Genomic DNA, 21,364 nt, shown 5'->3' with positions numbered 1-21,364 from the left:
TTTACCATTCACTATTCCCGCCTATTATTTTGCATTATCATTTCGCTCATTAAGAGCCGTTACAGACCGATTCACCGGAAAATCATGGAAACCCCATTAAGCCACTTTGTTCAGGTATTAAATTCTTTTCGCGAAGGTGAAACAACCTTCGGCGATTTGTCGAAACAAATGCGTCAGCTGCTTAGTCAACATCCCGAACAATCAGGCGAACTGCGCAAGTTGCTGGATGACTTCTTTGAACAGGGCTATTTACCACCGCAAATTCACCAGGGTTTAATCGCACAAACAACCCTATCTCTGCATAAGGTCGACGAAACACGAATAAGCACGTCCTCTCACGAGCAAGATGAAACCATTGTCCGGCCAACAACAAAAACCAATACACCAAAACCGGGCGAAAGCATTCAACCGAATGTTGACTTCGAGAAAACCCGGTTGACTGATCGTTTCGAATCCACAGCCCAAAGGGGTGCGGTTAGTTCGGTTGATATAACATCCGGACAAACGATTAATACGACTCTCGGCACTAGATATTCCGGATCATCGGGATTTAGCTCAACCGAATCTGAAATAATTGGTATCGGCTCGGTGTTAAAAGACCGTTTCATACTGGAGGAATTACTCGGTAGCGGCGGCATGGGCGTCGTTTATAAAGCGCTGGATTTACGCAAACAGGAAGCTCAAGATAAGTCTCCTTATGTCGCATTGAAAATTTTAAACGACGAATTCAAGGATAACCCAACTTCCTATATTGCTTTGCAACGGGAGACAAGAAAGGCTCAAACACTGGCTCATCCGAATATCATTACCGTCTATGACTTCGACAGAGACCGATCGCATATTTTTATGTCGATGGAAGTATTGACCGGCCAATCACTAAAAGACTACATCAATAAAGTTATTCCTAACGGTATGCCGTTCAAAAAAGCCTGGCACATTATCAAAGGCATGTGCTTGGCTTTGGCTTATGCGCATAAAAACGGCATTATCCATTCCGACTTTAAACCGGGCAATGTTTCGATATTAGAGAACGGCGAAGTCAAGGTTCTCGATTTTGGTATCGCTTGTGCGGTAAGTCGCCCCGATAAGGAACAGGACGAAACCGTTTTCGATGCTCGTAGGGACTTAGGCGCATTGACACCGGCTTATGCCAGTCTGGAAATGTTTTCTAATAAAGAGCCCGACCCTAGCGACGATGTTTACGCGCTTGCTTGCGTCATCTATGAAGTTTTGACTGGAAAGCATCCTTACGGAAAATTATCGGCACTCAAGGCCCATGAGCTTAATTTACGGCCTAAAGTGGTGCCCGGACTAAGTCGTAGGCAGTGGAAAGGTTTGCAACGCGCCTTGGCCTTGGAAAGAAAGGACCGCACTCCCTCGGTCAAGCAGCTCATCACCGATTTGCAGCCACGATCGCCCCTACCGATTATTCTGGGCACAATGGCTATAATAGCCATTGCCGTTACGACCGGAGTCTATATCAAACTATCGCAGGAAACCGACCCGCTTCAAGATAAAATTATTGAACTAACGCCAAAGCAACAACTTAAGGTCAAAGACTTACTGGAACTGGCTGAGATACATTTTGAAGTCGGTTATCTGACCGCCCCGACCGGCAGTAATGCTTTATGGTCGTATCGACAAGCGCTCGAAATCGACCCTTATAATAAAGAAGCCAAAAACGGTTTGAAGAAGATTGCCGATATCCTGGCAGAACAAGCCGAGCAATTATATGATCAAGGAAAATACGATGAAAGCCTAAGCAAAATTGAAGAAGGGCTCGAAGCGATACCCAAGCATGACGAATTATTAGCTTTGAAGAAAAAAATTTTAAATTAATCGAATTTATACCCTCGTAGATAAAATTCGGCGCCAGGGGCTACCGTCAATGGGTGCCGTGAACCCAGCACCTAAATTCCATAGGTATTTGGCAATGATACAAAAATCATGGCTCATTTAGGTGCTGGGTAAATACGTCCATGGCTCTATGCCAACTCCATGCTGGCAAAGTCTTTATCGAGCACCCCGAAGCCTCCTCCGGCACTGCCGAAATTTGAAGTGCGAAAGGTATACATTGAATTTATCTATTGAGTTCATCCGTGATATTTGAACGATTCATAAAGCGCTCAATACTCTTTCCTTCATTATCTTCATGCCTTTCATGGTAATAAAAACAAACTATAAACATTGTGCGGCATCAGCACCCATAGAATGACATGGCAAGCTATTGAACTCTTCATTATCATCATGGTGCAATGCTTTTACTAGATTAAAACTCCATCCTGGCGCCGAAATTGATACTGTGGCTACTGATGTCTTGATAACCTAACATCACATCATACGAAACGAAGCCCGATAAGCCGTCGGCAAAAGTGCCCGACAAGCTCGTGCCAATCGTTGCAAAATTACGGTCAGCGCTTTGCGAAACGATGTTGAAACGCTGTCCTGTTGGGTCGTCTACAAAACTGGCGCCGATATTACGGCTACCGTCCTTGTATTGATGATGCCATTCGGCTCTGAATTGTGCGATCACGACACCGAAAGGCAAACCGAACGCATAGGAAGTCTCTCCGCCCAGCGTCGTTGTCCATGAGTCAACATTCTGATCGCTGAACGCCATACCAAAACCCGCACCGCCGCTTTCGCTAAACGAATCGACTGAAAGCCCGACATAATTGCCTCTGAAATAAGGCGTTAAACTAAATGCGCCGTAGGAAAAGTCATAACCAATCCCCAAACTATAGGCATGTTGGTTGCCGCCGGTCGAACCGCTAGCTTCGGTGCTGACGTTTAGAAAGTTTATTCGTCGGACCGTATCATATTGGTTTCCGCCATAGGATGCGATCGCGTCGAGATGAAAGTTATCCCAAAAATAATAGGTTCCGTAGATCGAACCGGTATAGGTATCGGTCGTCGTTTCGCCTTGATTTCTGCTGAAATCGGCATTTGAACGCAAATAACTAAAAGCGCCCCCTAAAACCAAGTCTTCAGTCAACTTATAATCGGCACCGCCGGTAAAACCGTAGTTGTCGTAATTGAAGCCGACCTGTTCAAACGTATTATTGACATCGCCGACTTGAATATTCATGTTTAGCCAGACGCCGAGATTGTGACCGAATAATCCGAAATCCTCATCGCCTGCCGCACCGCCAAGTGCGGACACCGCCTGACCGTTTCGATAAAATTGAAATCCCGATGCATGAATATTGCCTTGATGGCCGGAATGAATTCTAGAAAGCCTGTTTTTGAGCGTGCTCTCGACCAGACCGAGTTGTCCCGCTGTGATTCGAGTTGCCTGGGTGCCCTGTTGAATGAGTTGCTCCGGAGAGAGTTGCTGGAAGATGTTGGCGGCTTGTTCAGGATCAAATAAAATATTGCTTATTGAATCTAATTGTGTACATAAACTAGAGTCAGATATTGTCTCATTATCCGGCAGAAAACAATTGGAATACACATTTTGTAACGTAGATATCAAGTTTTGTTGGCTAGAATTGAACAGGCTCGTGTCGATAGAAGACGATTGGGCGAAACTGGCCGGAGGCATGGCTAACGCACTGATGGCTATCAAAGATGGCAACGAGATACTATACAAAACTGGCCTATTCGGTTTTGCTTTCGACTGGTTTAACATGACTCCCCCTAAATTTGGAATACTTAAAAAATGATGATATCGGGTGTGAATTATTCACACCCCCTATCATTCCCACGCAGAGCACTCATCGTTATACATAAGTCTTAATAAGCCAATGAAATCAATGCTGTTGCCGTTTAGCAACAGCATTGATTTATAAGTGTTTTTGGCACTTGTGTATAACGGTGAGCGCAGAGCATGGGAACGAGAATTAACGGGGGCTGAATAGTTACTTGGGTGTTATTATTTTTGTCGGGTTTAACAACCGAGGCCATCAATGACCGGCTTATTTTTGCCCCAATCCAGAATAAATTTGATAAGCGTCACTAATAAGACTCATTTTATCAGCAAATCAGGATTTTAAATTGCTCTGATTGTAAAATAGATTAACCGTAAGTTTTCTCAAGATTTTACAAAAATTTATCGGCTCATTGTTTAGTTTGTCGGCAATTATTCTGATTTCAGTGTGAGCCTCACCTCATTACCGCAAACGACGAATGATAAACGTCTAAAATTGAACTACATTGATTCTTTTTGAATTTTATTGTTGTCCAACACCGAAAAACCGCCAATTGTGAACCCCACTTAAATTCAGCCGAGGCCCAATGTTTAACGACGATTCTCATTCTAATACGCCGCTGATCGAAGAAGACGACTCGACACGTTTTGCCACAAACCGTCCTTTGACTATTGAATCCGACAATAAAAATTCAGGCAATCAGAGATTCAAGAATCTGAGTGTACTCGATATTCTCGGTCAAGGCGGCGTCGGCCGGGTTTATCTAGCCTATGACGAAACAATCGGCAGGCGAGTCGCCGTCAAGGAAATGCTGGATGAACTAAGCGGCGACGTCGAACTCGATCATTCGTTTTTACATGAAGCCAAAATTACCGGAAAACTCGAGCACCCGGGCATTGTTCCTGTTTATGAGCTGGGTCAACGAAACGACGGTAGGCCTTATTATGTGATGCGCTACATTAAAGGCGAAACGCTGGCTCGAAAATTCGAAAAAATATCCGATACCGATCCCAAAACCGGATTCAATCAACGCATTCAACTTTTGGATATTCTAATCGATGTTTGCAATACCTTAGCCTATGCGCATGCCAAAGGCGTCATTCATCGCGATTTAAAACCCGCGAATATCATTGTCGGTAATTTCGGCGAGACCATCGTGGTCGATTGGGGATTGGCCCAGGTTCTGGATGATGACGACAATACCTATTTTTACCGAGAAGCGCTCACTCACCAACGCGATAGTTTAAGCGACTCAAGCACATCGGAAGCGCTTGGAACACCTGCCTATATGGCGCCGGAACAATTCAGCGGCCGCGCGGATAAAACATCGGACGTTTACAGCCTAGGAATGATCCTCTATAAAATTATTACCGGCAGACAACCATACCGAGGTTCGATTACCGTAATACAGCAACAAATGGAGAAAGACGTCGAAACCCCCTCTCCTAAACGATTCAATACTGCAGCACCTCCGGAATTGATTGCGATCTGCGAAAAAGCCGTGCATAAGAATCCTTTGCAGCGTTTTACCGATGCCGGAAAATTAGCTGAAGAATTGAAGGCTTTTCGTGACGGACGCATGGTCAATGTCTATGCCTATTCAAGACGTGAATTATTAAGCCGTTTTTTTGCGCAAAATAAATTTGCCGTTTTCACGACCGCATTACTACTCATTACCATTAGTATCGGAGCGGTATTTTCGCTTCATTATGCGCATCAAATGAAGGAAGCTAATCATGAAGCCGAACAAGCCTTAAGCCGAATCACTTTTTACGGAGAACGTTCACAGCAACAAGCACGATCTATCGTGCATGCGCTGCAATCGAAAATCGCATTGGTATTTTCTAATCTAAACCAAGCCTCAGAGAAACTCGGTTCCGGCGACATTGCCGAGTCATCGATCTTAGAAGAATTACAAAACCGTTACCCGCAGTTTGATTCGTTTTCTATTCAACCTATTTCAGTGCTAACAGGAGCGTTTATCGCAAGTGAAGAAAACGATGAGCCAAAACCGATCGCCGACGTCGAAAACAACCGCCTCATAATCAAATACCGAGTACCGATCGAAAAGAACGGCCGCATTACCGAATATCTTGAGGCTAAAATGTCGCCTGAAAAGGTGCTGCCCAAACTGTTTACGGCTATTCTGAAACAAGATGAAACAAACCGGGATATATGGATCATGCTTAGCGACGGCCTAATTATTTATGACGCCAATTCAGATTATATCGGCACGAATCTATTCATCGATCCGGTCAGCCGCCAATCATCTTCGCTGCAGGCGTTCGGGAGATTAACCATGATCGATGACGACAGCATCGGCTATTACAGTTATCGCGAAGACGGTACCGAAGTTTTTAAGATTGCCGCTTGGGATTCAATTGAATTCAACACCAAAAACGATTGGAAAATCATTGTCGACTATACTTATCTGCGCAAGGAAATGAGAAACAAATTCCGTTTATTCTAAAAAGTAACTGCGAATTCGGCCAAAGATGCAAATTTCCTGTAGTTGGCAAACTTCTCTCCCCGGTCATAGGCTTCCGTGGATTCGGACAAGACTTCGATGATCGAACGTGGTTCGGACATATAACGTTCGGCTTTATGATCCGACTCGGAACAGGTGACAAACACATCTGGATAGAAAAAAGCATCCGCCAAGTCCAGTTTCAATTTCATGTCGGCCATGTAGACACGTCAGGTCGTCCCGGCAAGATGGTTTCCTAGGCTTAAGACTTTCGTGTAATTGCCGTTCAATACAATCAGCATTACAGCCACATTGAGCAACTTCCGCGACAGTTCTCGACCATCGACTTGCAAGCCTTGAGTATAGGCTGCCTGCATGCGGGTGGCGTTGATCAGATCCATATCAGTTGATTTGCACCGAGCCGCCCTTGATGCGATTGACGCCGGACGAGCGGTTGAGAATATAAGTGCCTCGGATGATGATTTTACCGGCGCGGGCCAACGTAATGCTGGCCTTGCCGCAGCGTAGCACGATTTCCTGATCGGCTTGCAGGACTACCCGTTCTCCGTCGATTTCTGCATCGAAAGTTTGTTCATTCGGCTTTTCGGTTGAAATAACCGGCTGCTGCATGCGAACGATGATCATCGGCCTCGCCGGGTCTCCATTTTCGAACAATAAGGCCACCTCGCAGCCGATATCCTCGCGCGTCAGGTTCGCGGTCGAACGGGCCGGCACTGCCTCCGCCTGAGGATTGCCGGTAAAACCGACTAGCGGCGCACCTTGACCGTCGAATCCGATCAATAAACCGATAACCACGCCGTCGATCTTTTCCGGCATGATTTCTTCCTCCATCAGGCGGCTGATGAAATCGAAGTCGCTTTCGCGATACTGCAGGCAATAATCCAAGGGCTGATAGTCGCCGTCCAGTTTGTATTGAACGTCGGCGAACGAGTAACGACTAAAGACATCCTTAATCACATCGATCACCGACTTATCCTGAAATATCCGGCAATCGGCATTCAACGTCAAATACCATAGCCAAGGCCTCAACGTAGCCAGATAATAGATATAGCGCCCGGCGCAGGCCGGTATGTTTGAATTGCACGATCTCGCCGTTGATATGACGCGTCGTTCCGTTCGGCAGATCGAGATTGACGGTCATGCCCTTGCCGAGCAATTGATCGGCCTTGACGCCACCCAGTTTTTGGTCGCGAATCATCTCGACGTCGAACTCGAATAATCGGCCGATTTCTTCTTTACCGGTCAACCGGTAGAATATGAGCTGATCGTCTCCGAGCGGAGTGCCGGCTTTCACGGATCGATTGTTTTGGGCTATGAAACAGCTTGCCTGGAAAGTTGTTTCGGATTACCAAACAGTTTACTTTGTCGGAATCATATGCTGATATTCGCCGCCCGCTCTACGCAAAGTAAACCCGGCTCCCCAGATAAACTGTTTATTCAGATCCGAAACCAGAATTTCAAAAAATGGACGGTTTTCCGGATCGTGAATGATCGCTTTATTATCTTTAACGCCAATGATTACAGAGGCATGACCATAGGTATGGCCGTTATGCGTTTTCAGCCAACCGAAAAAAATTGGCCCATATTTCTGCAGCAAGTTGTACAGGGCATCTATCGACCATTGTCTATCTTTAGGTTCGGCAACATCGACTAATTGCTCTCTGGATTTAAGTGTCGGCATCCATCCTGCATTGATCACATAATGACCGTATTGAACGACGCCTTTATCGTTTTTAGACAGCGGAAGCGTAAATAACTCGGGAACTCCCATTCGCGGTCCGGCTTCAAAGGAATAACCTATCATGCAGGCGCTGGCATACCAGCATCCGGTTGGATCGTCCCTTGGTGTCACCCCTTTGGCATGGGAGCCAATACCAAGCTGCGTTACGAAGGGGACATTTAAACAATAATTCTTCATTTTCTGTATCCTAACTTTTGTGGTGTATCAAACAGCTTGATATTGGCCAACTTGCAATCCAAAATCACTTGCCAACTATTGGCTTTGACTTTTGTACTAGGGCATATAAAGAAAGCTTTAACCGCCTATTAAAACGGTCGGACAACCAGGACCGACAATTACTCCGCCGTGCGAAGTACTATCCAGCAAGCGCGCTGCAGGCATGTTACAAATTAAAACCGTGGATGAGCCTTTGACAATAGCATCAGGGGGCCCTACACAAGTCGCCATATCTCCGACTTTTGCGGCCGGTAAATTGCCTATCAATACGGTTGGGGCTCCAGGCGGTAAAATAGGCCCGCCTACATGGGGCACCACCCCTGTAACCATAGGACAAACATGCATGTCTGTCACTCTAGCTGCTGGAAACATACTCACTCCTTTAGGATTTCGTGATAAATAACGTCCAGGGACTATGAGCTAAGTTGAGGGTGAAAAGTCCATCTCATCGGACATCTTGAGATTGGGCGAGGGAACATGATTCCGAAATTCGAATTGGTAAAATTATAAAACGGTTTGGCTAGCCGTTAGTTAATTTGATTACTGTACAACCTTACGACCGTCGCCACCCTTCGCAATATCAATACCTTGCCGAATAAATGTCTGAATTCTGTTATTGACCTGAGCGGCACCATCTTGTGAAGCAGCCAGCATAATGGCGCCTGCAACCGCTTTTGCGGTAAGATCCGGAGCCGGAATAACAATATTGTCATCCAAAGGTGAAAGATTATCGCCGCTCCAAAATGCCGCTGTTGCCGCCCAACCGGCAGCCGTTTTAAAATCTGTCGCTTCGGCGGCAGTAAAAGCGGCTTTGGCATTTTCTTGAATAGGCTTATACACCCAAGCTTCAGCTAACTCCACCGCCTTCGCATCCGTTGGATTCGTTTGAGTACTTTGACAACTACGAGCACACAAGCAAGCCCACCATGTTGCTTCTCTTTTGGGTAAGCCATAAGCGATAAAATTAATACAGTCGGTAAAACATTCTTCTTGTATTAATTTTTCAATAAATTCAGCAGGCGTGACTTCTTGAGTTAATAACGATTGACCTAATTCGCTTAACTCGAAAAACCCAGAAATTTCGGAAGCCTTTTCTTGTTTTATTTTTATTAAATTTATTTCAGTCATTGCCCATACGCTAGTTAATTTTTGTCAAACCGCCCTGCAGAATCAACATGCCGTCTCCTTTGATCGTGGTCATTGGGCTCTTTATTTCAGACATCGCACTGCCCTCCACTTTTATCATCGTTCCTTTGATCGTGATCCCTGCTTGGGTGATTTCGATACTGTTGCCACCCACTTTGAGCTCGATGGATTGCATCGCTTCAATCGTGCTTTTACCGGAATCGATTTTGACCGAATGATTGCCGGTCGATACCTTCAAATCGTAATTACCCTGATCGATCTCGATGTTACGATTGCCTGTTTCAATTTTCAACTTATCGTTACCGTCATGCAAAGTAACGGTTCTATCGTTTTGGATCTCGATCGTTTGATCGCCCTTATCTTTTTTATCCAAACCGATCTTGCGAGTCTCATTATTTTCGATTACACAATTGAGGTCTTTTTCGGCATGGATGTAAACCTCTTCCTCGCCTTTTTTGTCCTCGAAACGTAATTCGTTGAAGTTATCGGCCGTACCTTCTTTTGAACTGCGGGTCTTGATACCGCTTTGAGTTTTGTTGGAAGGTAAATCATAAGGCGGCATTTGATCGTCGTTGTAAACTCTCCCGGTTATCAATGGGCGGTCCGGGTCGCCCTCTAAAAAGCTGACGACAACTTCTTGACCGATCCGTGGCAACGATATCCAACCCCATTTCTTACCGGCCATCGGCTGTGAAACTCTGACCCAGCAGGAACTGTTTTCATCGTCTTGCCCTTCTCTATCCCAATGGAACTGCACCTTGACGCGGCCGTATTTATCAGTCCAAATCTCCTCACCTGAAGGACCGACGACAATCGCGGTCTGCGACCCTGAAACCGAAGGTTTGGGTGTCGACCTGAGCGATCGAAAGGCTTGCTTTGCATCGATCGCGTCGAAACTGCATTGAAAAATTTCACCACTGCCACCCATGCCTGAAACACTATCGTCGCCTTGAATAATATAGGATGCCGACACAACGACATGTTCGATGTTTTCTTCGTCAAAATAAAAATCGCTTAGTGTAAATTTCATGCCGGGAATGAGGCCTAAAGCATTGCCTTGACCTCGCTTAATGGAATAGGCATTTTGCCGTTCTTCCAAGCGCTTATCGACCAGCTTGCTGTCTACTGTTGATGACGAGAATTTTCCTGGAAAATCGTAGACTTCCTGTCCGGATTGAGAATACCCCCCCGGATTATGTTTTTTGATCGTTAAATCGGAGCTCGGCGATTCAAAATCGAAATCATTCAATTCGAATTTACCTGCTGTGACTTGATTTTCTTGTAACCACTCGTGAATGTGATCGCGCTCGCGGTTTACTATGTTTCCCTTCGGGAAATATGGAATGGACTGATAACCGCTTTGAGTTTCGAAAGCTTTGTTCGAATCGGTAATCACTAATTTATGTTTACCGTCTTGATGCTCAAAGTAATAAAAGATACCGTCGTGTTCCATCAAGCGACTGATAAAATCGAAATCGCTTTCTCTATACTGAACGCAATAATCCAAGGTTTTGTATTCGCCGTCCAATTTATATAGAACATCGACAAAAGCATAGTTGTCCAATACGGCCTTTATCACTTCGATAACCGATTTGTCTTGAAAAATTCGGCAATCGGCATTTAAGGTTAAATACCATAACCAAGGCCTTAATGTTGCACGGTAACAACTAAAGCGACTACGGAGCCCTATATGCTTGAATTGCACGATCTCACCGTTAAAAAACCGCGTGCCCCCGTTGGGCAGATCCAGCTTGACTGTCATTCCCCTGCCCAACAATTGATCGGCTTTGACACTACCCAGTTTCAGATCGCGAACTAACTCAACCTCAAACTCGAATAATCGACCGATGGACTCCGTACCTGCCATGCTATAGAAAACTAGCTGATCATCACCTAAAGGAGTATCGGCAGTAACGGATCTATTGTTTTGTGCCATAAGTTATAAAATTCCGGTTATAAAGTGGTCTAACAGAGGCGACTGAAAAATTGGTTTTATTGACTTATTTATATCAAAGTTTATAGCTTATATGCTGTCAGTTCCATTGCTTACTTAACTTAATTTCAGACTGGAAACACTCCAATCAATGTCTTGATAATACCGTTTGCGCCAACACCCATTTTGGTAAGCTGGTAATAAAAACTCCATTGCCTAGTTTTTGAGTTACGGACACCAAAAGTGATCACATGAACAGGATCTTTATCCGAGCCCATATACATATGCGGGCTCACGATCGTACTTCCCAGTTTGCTACCCTTCAAGATAGCGTCCTGTTTGTTCCATGCATTATTTTGCGATTTCATATTAATGTGAGCGACATAGCATGAACCATCCTCGGCTGGAGAACCAACGCCAAAGCTGCAACCGTTCATCGGCGCAGTAAACATGATATTTGCGGCATTGCTTACTGTCGTAGACTGAATAGAGTCATCCTGGTAAGGGCACCAATATATTTCCATTATGCCCTCAGCATTACCCCCATTACCTGCAGGCCGAGCCATATAAGTTGCAATCTGCGCCCCTGGACGTTCGACACTACTTGCTAGACCATTAAGTTTTTCCAGAGTAAAAAATTTTTTACCTCCTGTTTTATTAACATCACCTCCTTCAGGCGTGGAAACGATGTTATTTTGCATAAAATCAACAGGGTCAGAAAGAAAGCGGTCTACAGCTGGCATAAATACCTCAATTTAATGAATAATAATTTTATCGACTACCTAACATGCAGTCATGACACAAATGTTTGTTATGAACAGTTAGGCCTTGCATTTTTCTTAACTACTTACACCTTTCGCACTTCAAGTTTCGGTAGTGCCCGAAGGGCGCCGGGGTGTTCGGGTCCTCACCTATCGCTAGTGAGGGGCCGGCATGGAGCTGGCATAGAGCCTACATGGACGTATTCACGGCGTCCTTTGACGGGGGCACCCCGGTGCCGAATTTTGATCTACGATGGGTATAACGTTTCGGGTAACTATTCACTCCCCCTGCAATTATAGTTTCAGAGCTCCCAAAAAAATGATTAGTAGAAAATGATTTATATAATATGTTTCAAGACATATCTGGCAATTATTGATTGTTTGACTTTTTATAATTGTAGAATAATCTGGCATTTAGCTTTGATTTGTTTGTTACCTACCACCTAATTAAGTCAATAAGTTATGATCTCAATTTCCCAAGTCAAGACATCCAATATGCCCCTAATTACCGACTATAATATATTATAATTCAATAGCTTGCGAATATTCGCGAACTCCGAAATTTAAGTAACAGATCTAAAATTCAACGATCCTCAAAAAAACACAATTTTAAGGTCAAATGTAAGACCTATTATTAATTAACCCGTACCACCTCCAGTAAAAGTATCGCCAAAATGCATATTCAGGTTGTCATAACGTATACGCCTCGCTACACCAATTTCATCGCAGATCGGCCCTTCATGATATATGTAATTTTCCCATTCGATTGCCGATGAGAATGCTTTATGCGCATTGCCAAGGATCCTGTTTGCCTTGGCATCTATACCCCAACTCTTACCTGTTTGACGAGCAATATTTTGGAGAACATCTTGCTTAACTATACTGATGTAATCGCTAGTATTCTGATTTGAACGAAACCACGATGGATTATCAATAAACTGCTTCGCGTGCCCAACCTCATGCAGTATTAATACAAAGTTGTTAAGCATGTTATTTTTATTCTGATCCTCAGGATTCGGAGTAGCAACAGAAACCAACTGATCCAAGTTTACGAATATCGTACCTTCATTCGGCATTGGGCTGTCATTTGAGAACATACTAAATCCAGGCTGGATTGGGTTCGTGCTTCTCCAAGCAATGACATTGATTATTGTCTTAGAATTCCGCACCTCATCCATTATTCTGAGACCAGTTGAAGTATGTTTTCTTGCCCATATTCTTGCTCTCTCGAAGTTAATCTCGGCTTCAAGTTTGTTCACAAGCATAGACTGTGTAATTACGCCACTAGGCCCACCTGGATTGTTATTGCATTCGTTCCTCCAGTGCGCATTACTATATATCTCATTGGCGTCGTAAAATTTAAAAGCCATGATATTCTCCCGTTAATTTAGATAAAAAACAGTAATATATGTACACTTTTATTCCAGTCAAAACTCATAAACAAACTCTCCATCCGCCACACCGACATGCACCCTTTCAACTGTCTTACCTTCCATCATCCGCGTTAAAAACTCGGAGCTGATACTGGGCAAAACCGTATTAGTCAATATTGCGTCGATCATGCGCCCGCCGCTTTCGACTTCGGTACAGCGTTCGGCTATCAACTTGATGACGTCGTCATCATAGGTGAACGGTACTTTATGATTTTCAACAATACGTTTTTCGATACGTTTTAACTGCAATCTCGCGATTGCGGCGATCATTTCGTCGCTTAACGGGTAATATGGAATAACGACTAGACGACCCAACAATGCCGGCGGAAAGACTTTTAGCAACGGTTCTCTCAAGGCTTTGGCAATGCCTTCCGGCTCCGGCATTAAATCCGGGTCTTTACAGAGATTGGCGATCAGCTCGGTACCGGCATTGGTGGTCAAAAGAATCAGCGTATTCTTGAAATCGATGATCCGGCCTTCGCCGTCTTCCATCCAGCCTTTATCGAAAACCTGGAAGAAAATTTCATGAACGTCCGGATGCGCTTTTTCGACTTCATCGAGCAATACAACAGAATAAGGCCTGCGGCGAACCGCTTCGGTCAACACCCCGCCTTCGCCGTATCCGACATAACCCGGAGGCGCACCTTTCAGCGTCGATACGGTATGGGCTTCCTGGTATTCGCTCATGTTGATTGTGATAACATTCTGCTCGCCGCCGTACAAGGCTTCGGCCAAAGCTAGAGCGGTTTCGGTCTTGCCGACTCCCGACGTGCCGGCCAACATGAACACGCCGATCGGTTTGTTCGGATTATCGAGACCCGCTCGTGAGGTTTGAATACGCCGCGCTATCATATCCAACGCATGGCGTTGTCCGATGATTCGTTGCTCGATAGTATCGGCCAGATGAATAATGGTCTCGATTTCATTCTTGACCATACGCCCGACAGGAATTCCGGTCCAATCGCCGACGACGGAAGCCACGGCTTGAGCGTCAACGCTCGGTAAAATCAACGGCGATTCGCCTTGCAAATCATGCAATTGAGATAACAAGTTTTTTAAATCTTCAAGCAGACTATCGCGTGTTGCCGAGTCGGACTCGACTTCCGCAACTTCTTCAACCGCTTTTTCGAGTTTGCTGTCGGTCCCCTCTACTTTACCGCCCTGCTCACGCAGTTTTTGACGAATATCTAAAATGTTTTTTACGAGTTCCCGTTCGTTATTCCAGCGCTCTTCTAGCAATGCCAAGCGATCTTTTTCGGCTTTTAGTTTTTCCAGAACAATCGTTTCGCGGTCTTTGATATCGACGCCAACCGACTTTTCTCTGCCGATGATCGCCAATTCGGTATCCAATCCGTTAATCCGTTTTCGGCAATCATCGACTGCGGCAGGAACGGCATGCTGGCTGATTGCTACGCGTGCCGATGCAGTATCGAGCAAACTGACCGATTTATCGGGCAACTGCCTGGCGGGAATATATCGGTGAGACAGCTTTACCGCAGCTTCCAGAGCCTCATCGAGTATTTGAACCTGATGGTGTTTTTCCATGACCGATGCGACACCTCGCATCATCAGTATCGCTTTTTCTTCGCTGGGTTCCAGCACCTGCACGACTTGAAAGCGCCGCGTCAATGCAGGGTCTTTTTCGATATGTTTCTTATATTCGGCCCAAGTCGTAGCCGCGACGGTTCTGAGCGTACCTCGAGCCAGAGCCGGTTTTAAAAGGTTCGCTGCATCGCCGGTGCCTGCTGCGCCGCCGGCGCCGACCAAGGTATGCGCTTCGTCGATGAACAAAATGATAGGTTTTTCGGATGATTGCACTTCCTCGATCACTTGACGTAAGCGGTTCTCGAATTCGCCTTTCATACTGGCGCCTGCCTGCAGCAAACCGACATCAAGCGTACGCAACGTGACGTCCAGCAAGGACGGCGGCACGTCCCCGGCGACGATCTTCTGCGCGAAGCCTTCAACGACGGCAGTTTTGCCGACGCCGGCCTCGCCAGTCAATATCGGGTTATTTTGACGGCGACGCATTAGAATATCGATGACCTGACGGATTTCTTCATCGCGCCCGACGATCGGGTCCATCTTGCCTTGGCGTGCCTGTTCGGTTAAATCGACGGTGAATTGTTTCAAGGCTTCTTGTTTACCCATCTGTGCCGGTGACATCGCGCCGCTGGCTTCGCCCGGAACAGCACCGCCCCCGACTTGAAAACCGTCGCTTGAATGAAGACCTTCTTCAGGCGAGCCGCTGACAATCTCCGCGAAACGTTCGGTTAAGGTATCCGGCTTGACTTTTCCGAATTCATTGGAAATTTCGAGCAAGGCATGATTCAAACCCTTTGTTTTAAGAATACCAACAACCAAATGTCCCGAACGTACCTGCGATTCACCGAACATTAGGGTACCATATACCCATCCTCTCTCGACAGCTTCTTCGACATGCGACGATAAATCGGAAATCGATGTAGAGCCTCTTGGGAGCCGATCCAACGATTCGGTAAAGTCGCGCGCCAATTTGGACGGGTCGAGATTAAACTGACGAATGATTTTATGGAGATCCGAGTCTTGCAACTGAAGAATCTGATGCAACCAATGCGTCAGTTCCACGTAAGGGTTGCCGCGCATTTTACAAAACACGGTAGCTCCCTCTATTGATTTGTAGCACACTTTATTCAGCTTACCGAATAATGCGACACGACTGATATCACCCATAACTCACTCCTAAAATAATTGTCAAAATGACCCGCATCTTATATCTGCGCTCAAACTTCGGCACCACTCATCAATAGGCTTTTCCGCCAACACTTAAACGCTATTTCCATTCATTACGTACTGCCCACTACTCAAAAATTTAGATCAACTCATCATCGTATCGGATTGAGCAATAGATCATTCGCATCTTCGGTGCTGTGTCGCTCACCGAGCCAGCTTGTCCAGCCCAGTCGTGTGCCGCCGTCCAATTGACTCATCGGTACCTCGTCAGATTTCAAGATTAAATTGACATCCCAATCGAACTCAAAGCCACTGTAGTTTCGTACGATCGCAATCAATTTTTCCAACCGTTTACCGGAAGGCAGCAAGCTGACATATTCTGTTAGGGTCAAAGGCCCGAACAGAACCCGGAATTTATGCTGACAACTCCAAACTCTGGAGCCCAATACGACCGACTCGCCTAATCTACCGGTTTTGGTCGATTCACCTAATCGGGTCAAATCCTCGGTTTCTATCTGTAACCATTCGCCGATGAACTCATTGAGTCTCACCGGTAATTTATAGAAATCGGCCAGGATAGCAATCAGCCCGTCAGCATTGTTAGCCTGATTCGCTAAATGGCCTATGTAATGAAACTTGGCCAGATCCGGCATCGCATCGCGATCTTGAAATACCTCATCGCCGATCCCCGCTAACGCTCCTAAATAATCGCCAAACCGGTCTTCGTCGGGCCGGTCGAAACTGAAGGCAGGTTCGGCATCCGCTTTGGCGCGATAGAACAACGCAACCAAGCGATGATGAAAAATATCGGCAAATCGAGCCAGAGTATGATCATGAAAATTATGCTCCCGGCTTCGCACATATTCAGTCAGATGCAAAGGCATCGGACCGTTGGGTCCGAACAGTCCTAAAAAACGCTGAGTCAATCGGGCCGGCTTCCCTTCGTGAGCCGTAATAAATTGACTCAATGTCGACGACTCAAATGCCATGGAGACTTCTTGACCAAACCTTACCGCGTCTTCTACAGGCCGACCGGATTGTCCTATCAAAGGTTTATCGTCATGGCTACATTCAATCAACCGTAAGGCATGAAAAAAATCGTATTGATGCGGCTGTTCGAGTAAGCCTTCGATTAAATCGTTTTTCTTCGACCTATTCTCGCCGGCCATCTGATGATTTCTCCACGATCCGGGGACTTGACCACGGTTTCGGTAAACGAATTAATTGAAACATAGCGGGCTAAAAAATTTTCCAGCACTGCTCCCATCAAGAAGACCCCGATGCCTTCAAAAGCGGACTCTTCGAAGTTCAAGGTTATTTCTAAGCCGCGCCCAAAAACGATAGGGCCAGCCGTATTGATCCGCCTAACGATATCTTTCGCTTGAATCGACAACAATCCCTCGATCTGATTAGTAATAGCGGCAACATTGTATTCGCTATATAACTTCAATAAACTTCTCAGAGCGACGGCACCTTCTTTGTCATTACGGTCGATTAAACTTAAATAGTTCATCGACAAATGATTGATTAAACTCCAATTGACATTGCCATAGGCGGTCGATGCCCGAGGCTTAGTGGGACCTGAAAGGCAACGGATGCTTTCGACCGGTGCGCCCTTCTGCATCGTGAAGTCGGTTTTTCCGCCGCCCAACGGCATCAGCAACGGTAAATCGCGATTACTGCAAAGCGCCTTGATCGATAGCTGTTTAAGGTCTTTACCGTAAGGCGCCGATTGTCCGTCGACCAGCGTAATAAAAGTCTCATTGCCGATATAACTCGATCGCGGCCCTTGACGTTTTTGTTTCGACGAAGCCTTCCGTTGTTGACGATGTAACGAATAATAAGCAGGCCGGACGTCATGGCTTCGTTCGTCGCTGTATCGATAAAAAGGCTGAAATTCCTTTTTTTCATTGACGCCTCCGCTCCCAATGCCAATGACTTCCTTGACTTGGCAAATTTCAAAGTCCATCGGTCTAGAGCGATCCGGAATAATATGAAATTCGGATGACTTCTGATCGATATAGATAGGATCGGCATGCTTGGGAAACAGATTGATCGCCGGAGTACAAAACAACGCAAATTGAGATTTGTCGACGGCATTAATCAGTTTTGCGTGACTTCGTTTTAGCAGAACGATTAAATCCATCTCTTCAGCATCGCACTGATTCAAAGCTTGAGCGAAACCGTTAAATTCTGCAAACATAAAGCGCTCCGGAAAGGCAAAGTATTCTTGCAGAAGACGGTAACCCTGGAAAGAACGAGGCGAATAATTGAGCAAGGCTTCTTCATCGGAAAAACCGATCCGGGTTATCGCATTATCTTTGACTAAATGTTGCCAGCGATAAGGTTTTTCGGTCGGCTGCATGCAAACGGCTAACGAATCACCAATCAATTGTTCATACAAGTGCATCGGCAATTCTCCATGCCCGCGTAAAAAAACGGGTAAGGAATCCAGTTTTAACTCATTGAATTTCAAACCTGCAGTGGTTTTCAGCCGGATGCGAATCGCAGCTTTTACACCGCTCAGATTATGTGAGCAGAGGTTCGCCACGGCACCAAGATTCGGCAGATATTCCGCCTCTTGAATTTGTAAAGGCCAAAGTTTGATTTCGTGCGCGGTGCGATATTCGCAGGGGGTTTGTTCGCCTTTTGACGTCTGGCTTCGTAGCGCGGTTGCTCTTTCTATCGTAAAACCTTCACTTAACGAACCTTCCGTTAAATCGGGTTGAAATTGCACGACGGCCATAGACGGAGTCGGCTCGAGATAATTCGGATATATCATTTCCAGCAAATGCTGGGTAAATCGCGGAAACTCGGCATCGAGCTTCAATTGGACGCGTGCCGCCAAAAAGGCGAATCCTTCCAATAATCGTTCGACATAAGGATCGGCGCATTCAAAGCTATCCATGCCCAAGCGCGCTGCAATCTTAGGAAACTCGACGGCAAATTCGCCGCCCATTTCCCTCAAATGGTGCAGTTCCGTGTTGTAATAACGCAATAATTTCGGATCCATGCCTTAACCGCCCATGTCGCGTAGATTAACATCGCCGGTCAATACATCGATTTCAGTTCGTAAATAAAGATGTATTGGAAGGGGCTGCGCCCAAAGATTGGCCTCAATGTCGAAACTGATAGCTTGCTGATTCATCACATCCGCCGACAATACTTTAACCGATAAACTATTGGGAAGAATTCGCGGCTCAAAGACGGTAATGGCTTGTTTAAGTTTTCTTTCTATATTGGTTAAATCCGCGCCGACCACAGAAGTACCCGCCAGATTTTGTATGCCGAAATTGATAACCGACTGAGCGACTTCCGGATAATCCGTCAAATCGGCAACGGATTCGAACGAATCGGCATTCAATAGCCAGGAAACGTCACGCAGTACAGACTGCCTCAATTTCTGCATCGATAACACTCGTTTATCTCTGGATTCAACTCGATTGTTCGGCTCATCATCCGTCAATCGATCGAGTAACGAAGGTTGGAGGCGTTCTTTTTGGGTTAGTTCGGCCATGACTTATGTGTTATCAGTGCCATCAAAACTAATTTCACGGACATCCATTAAGGCATAATCATTGTGATTAGTGCTTAACAAGCGCTGTCCCAGACCGATGAATAGCCCCTCATGCGGCTCTTGCCATTCGGTCTTGCGCGCCAGTTGAATAGCCGCATCCCGATTAGTTTCGGAGTTGACATAACGTGTCGGAATAAACCCGACCGATTCGCCGCCATTTTGCCAAGCAAAATGCACAGGCATCCAAACTAAATCGCGCAGGTCTTCCGGCAATTCTATTTGGATAGTGGTGATATGTTGAAAAGGAACCCAATAATATTGTCCATTTATAATTGTTTCAAGCATGGGACCGAGCCGGACATCAGCATCCGCCAACCAGTCAAAACGCTCGCCATCAATCGAACCGGCCGTAACCGGAGCACTGTCGAAGGCTTGATTACGTAGGTTTTGAGCGTCCTGGTATTTTTCTTGCGCAGTGAGATTAAGGGCCTGTAACAACAAGGCCATCCATTGTTGAGGCTCGCCGAAAATCAACGGTGTTTTCAAGCCCAAGAAAACTTCTTTACGCAATATTTCGCAACGAAGCGCCTCACGATAGGTTTGTACCATCGCCAGAGTTGCTGCATCCATGTCAGCCAAAACATTGAGTTGGGTCAACGCTCTTTCCCATTGACCTAAAACCGATAATAACTGAAAGAGAAAAATTCTATTCTTGACATTGGCAGGATCTTTTCTGACGGCCTGTTGAATGTCGGCCAATGCTTGCTCAAGATTGCCGTCTTTCAATGCTTGTTCACAGTTTAACATGTATCGATCCTCGGCTAGCGTAAATCCAAATACCTTTCGCACTTCAAATTTCGGTAGTGCCCGAGGAGGCACTGGGTTGTCTGATCCCTCGAAGCATAGAGTCTACATGGACGCATTCACCCATCACCTAAATTATCCAAAATAGTTAAGCATAGCTAATGGACTATGGAATTTAGGTGCTGGGCCTTTGACGGGCACCCTGGTACCAAATTTTGATCTACGATGGGTATAAATAAAATGTGGGCGGCATAAACCGCCCATTCGGAAGGATGAGTAGCTCCTTTATTTTATTCGCCTAGCTGAACTTTCAAAAAACACTACAACCACTATTCAGCTAAAACAGGGAGTCATCAGATTTTATTTTTGGTTTTATTGGTTTTTAAATCATAACCTTTAGCTTCGCCTTTTTTAACGGTGCCGCCTTCTTCGAATTGGTTATATTGCAATGTGATACCAACATAGTTGATGGAAAAGGATTCATTCGGCCTTTCACCTCCGCTGCTCATGCTATAGCTGCTGATCAGCGGTTTTTCTAAAATAATTTCCACAAACTCTTGTCCGGAAGCATCTTTTCCGCCTGTTTGAATAAAATGAAAAGTCGCTTTATCCAATGTTTTACCGCATGCCGCTTCCTGCATTAACTGAGCAGAGGCAATATCCATACTTTTTGTGCATGTGACTTCGGAAAAGGATGGGTTACTGGTATCACGGTCGGCGCCGGTTCCGCTAGAGCTGACGGCGCGCCCGGTCCCCCATTGTACTGAGTCGATGGTTATCCAACCATCATGCTTATCGACTTTGGAATCGCCTTTTAATTCGGGTTCAAATTTTAATAAAATCATTGTTTATCCTCATAATTTACAGAAATAAATAAAATTACACACTGCTGATGAATAATCTCAAAAGGATTTAACCATTTTCCAAGAGATTTTATCTACCGCTTAAATCCATTTACAATCA

General features: G+C 45.5%; 19 protein-coding genes. 2 read left to right on the top strand and 17 right to left on the bottom strand.

Annotation, left to right across the window (positions count from 1 at the left end):
• The first annotated feature begins 84 nt into the window (after positions 1–84).
• Positions 85–1,839, top strand: a complete 1,755-nt coding sequence (locus ACRJJO_RS01950; RefSeq protein ID WP_431064294.1) for a protein kinase domain-containing protein — start codon at positions 85–87, stop codon at positions 1,837–1,839.
• Positions 1,840–2,269: 430 nt separating this feature from the next.
• On the opposite strand, the gene ACRJJO_RS01945 is transcribed toward ACRJJO_RS01950, so the two are convergent.
• Positions 2,270–3,631 (bottom strand): autotransporter outer membrane beta-barrel domain-containing protein, encoded by a 1,362-nt coding sequence (locus ACRJJO_RS01945; protein WP_431064293.1) that lies wholly within the window; start codon positions 3,629–3,631, stop codon positions 2,270–2,272.
• 605 nt (positions 3,632–4,236) lie between these two features.
• On the opposite strand from ACRJJO_RS01945, the gene ACRJJO_RS01940 reads away from it, so the two are divergent.
• Complete coding sequence (locus tag ACRJJO_RS01940; RefSeq protein ID WP_431064292.1) at positions 4,237–6,120, top strand: protein kinase domain-containing protein; 1,884 nt, start codon at positions 4,237–4,239, stop codon at positions 6,118–6,120.
• On the opposite strand, the gene ACRJJO_RS01935 is transcribed toward ACRJJO_RS01940, so the two are convergent.
• The 16 genes from ACRJJO_RS01935 to ACRJJO_RS01860 form a co-directional block, all read right to left on the bottom strand.
• On the bottom strand, positions 6,117–6,338 hold the full coding sequence (locus ACRJJO_RS01935) for a Uma2 family endonuclease (protein ID WP_431064291.1): 222 nt from the start codon (positions 6,336–6,338) through the stop codon (positions 6,117–6,119). The two genes, ACRJJO_RS01940 and ACRJJO_RS01935, sit on opposite strands and share 4 nt — an antisense overlap.
• A gap of 9 nt (positions 6,339–6,347) precedes the next feature.
• Positions 6,348–6,518 carry a hypothetical protein gene (locus ACRJJO_RS01930; protein WP_431064290.1) on the bottom strand — a complete coding sequence of 57 codons (171 nt, stop codon included), beginning with the start codon at positions 6,516–6,518 and terminating at the stop codon, positions 6,348–6,350.
• A 1-nt stretch (position 6,519) separates the two neighbouring features.
• Positions 6,520–7,140 carry a DUF6484 domain-containing protein gene (locus ACRJJO_RS01925; RefSeq protein ID WP_431064289.1) on the bottom strand — a complete coding sequence of 207 codons (621 nt, stop codon included), beginning with the start codon at positions 7,138–7,140 and terminating at the stop codon, positions 6,520–6,522.
• A complete protein-coding gene (locus tag ACRJJO_RS01920; protein ID WP_431064288.1) occupies positions 7,109–7,432 on the bottom strand; it encodes a contractile injection system protein, VgrG/Pvc8 family in 324 nt (107 codons plus the stop codon). Before ACRJJO_RS01920 ends, ACRJJO_RS01925 begins: the two co-directional genes overlap by 32 nt.
• Before the next feature lie 63 nt (positions 7,433–7,495).
• Complete coding sequence (locus ACRJJO_RS01915) at positions 7,496–8,056, bottom strand: papain-like cysteine protease family protein (protein WP_431064287.1); 561 nt, start codon at positions 8,054–8,056, stop codon at positions 7,496–7,498.
• A 117-nt stretch (positions 8,057–8,173) separates the two neighbouring features.
• On the bottom strand, positions 8,174–8,425 hold the full coding sequence (locus ACRJJO_RS01910; protein WP_431064342.1) for a PAAR domain-containing protein: 252 nt from the start codon (positions 8,423–8,425) through the stop codon (positions 8,174–8,176).
• 210 nt (positions 8,426–8,635) lie between these two features.
• Positions 8,636–9,223 carry a DUF6931 family protein gene (locus tag ACRJJO_RS01905; protein ID WP_431064286.1) on the bottom strand — a complete coding sequence of 196 codons (588 nt, stop codon included), beginning with the start codon at positions 9,221–9,223 and terminating at the stop codon, positions 8,636–8,638.
• Between the two features lie 10 nt (positions 9,224–9,233).
• Complete coding sequence (locus ACRJJO_RS01900; protein WP_431064285.1) at positions 9,234–11,177, bottom strand: type VI secretion system Vgr family protein; 1,944 nt, start codon at positions 11,175–11,177, stop codon at positions 9,234–9,236.
• 125 nt (positions 11,178–11,302) lie between these two features.
• Entirely contained in the window at positions 11,303–11,917 is a 615-nt protein-coding gene (locus tag ACRJJO_RS01895; protein ID WP_431064284.1) for a hypothetical protein, read from the bottom strand.
• Between the two features lie 656 nt (positions 11,918–12,573).
• Entirely contained in the window at positions 12,574–13,305 is a 732-nt protein-coding gene (locus ACRJJO_RS01890) for a hypothetical protein (RefSeq protein ID WP_431064283.1), read from the bottom strand.
• 57 nt (positions 13,306–13,362) lie between these two features.
• Positions 13,363–16,080: a type VI secretion system ATPase TssH gene (tssH, locus tag ACRJJO_RS01885; RefSeq protein ID WP_431064282.1), complete on the bottom strand. Its 2,718-nt coding sequence runs from the start codon at positions 16,078–16,080 to the stop codon at positions 13,363–13,365.
• 152 nt (positions 16,081–16,232) lie between these two features.
• Positions 16,233–17,249, bottom strand: a complete 1,017-nt coding sequence (gene tssG, locus ACRJJO_RS01880) for a type VI secretion system baseplate subunit TssG (RefSeq protein ID WP_431064281.1) — start codon at positions 17,247–17,249, stop codon at positions 16,233–16,235.
• Positions 17,213–19,093 carry a type VI secretion system baseplate subunit TssF gene (gene tssF / locus ACRJJO_RS01875; RefSeq protein ID WP_431064280.1) on the bottom strand — a complete coding sequence of 627 codons (1,881 nt, stop codon included), beginning with the start codon at positions 19,091–19,093 and terminating at the stop codon, positions 17,213–17,215. Before tssF ends, tssG begins: the two co-directional genes overlap by 37 nt.
• Before the next feature lie 3 nt (positions 19,094–19,096).
• The gene (tssE, locus tag ACRJJO_RS01870; protein ID WP_431064279.1) at positions 19,097–19,597 is read right to left on the bottom strand and encodes a type VI secretion system baseplate subunit TssE; all 501 of its coding nucleotides are present in this window, start codon (positions 19,595–19,597) and stop codon (positions 19,097–19,099) included.
• A gap of 3 nt (positions 19,598–19,600) precedes the next feature.
• Entirely contained in the window at positions 19,601–20,404 is an 804-nt protein-coding gene (locus tag ACRJJO_RS01865) for a type VI secretion system accessory protein TagJ (protein ID WP_431064278.1), read from the bottom strand.
• A gap of 350 nt (positions 20,405–20,754) precedes the next feature.
• On the bottom strand, positions 20,755–21,246 hold the full coding sequence (locus ACRJJO_RS01860) for an Hcp family type VI secretion system effector (RefSeq protein WP_431064277.1): 492 nt from the start codon (positions 21,244–21,246) through the stop codon (positions 20,755–20,757).
• Between the last annotated feature and the right edge of the window lie 118 nt (positions 21,247–21,364).

Origin of the sequence: Methylotuvimicrobium sp. (genome assembly GCF_050611805.1) — a bacterium.
Taxonomy (GTDB): Bacteria; Pseudomonadota; Gammaproteobacteria; order Methylococcales; family Methylomonadaceae; genus Methylotuvimicrobium.
This window is presented reverse-complemented; position numbering and strand designations above follow the sequence as displayed.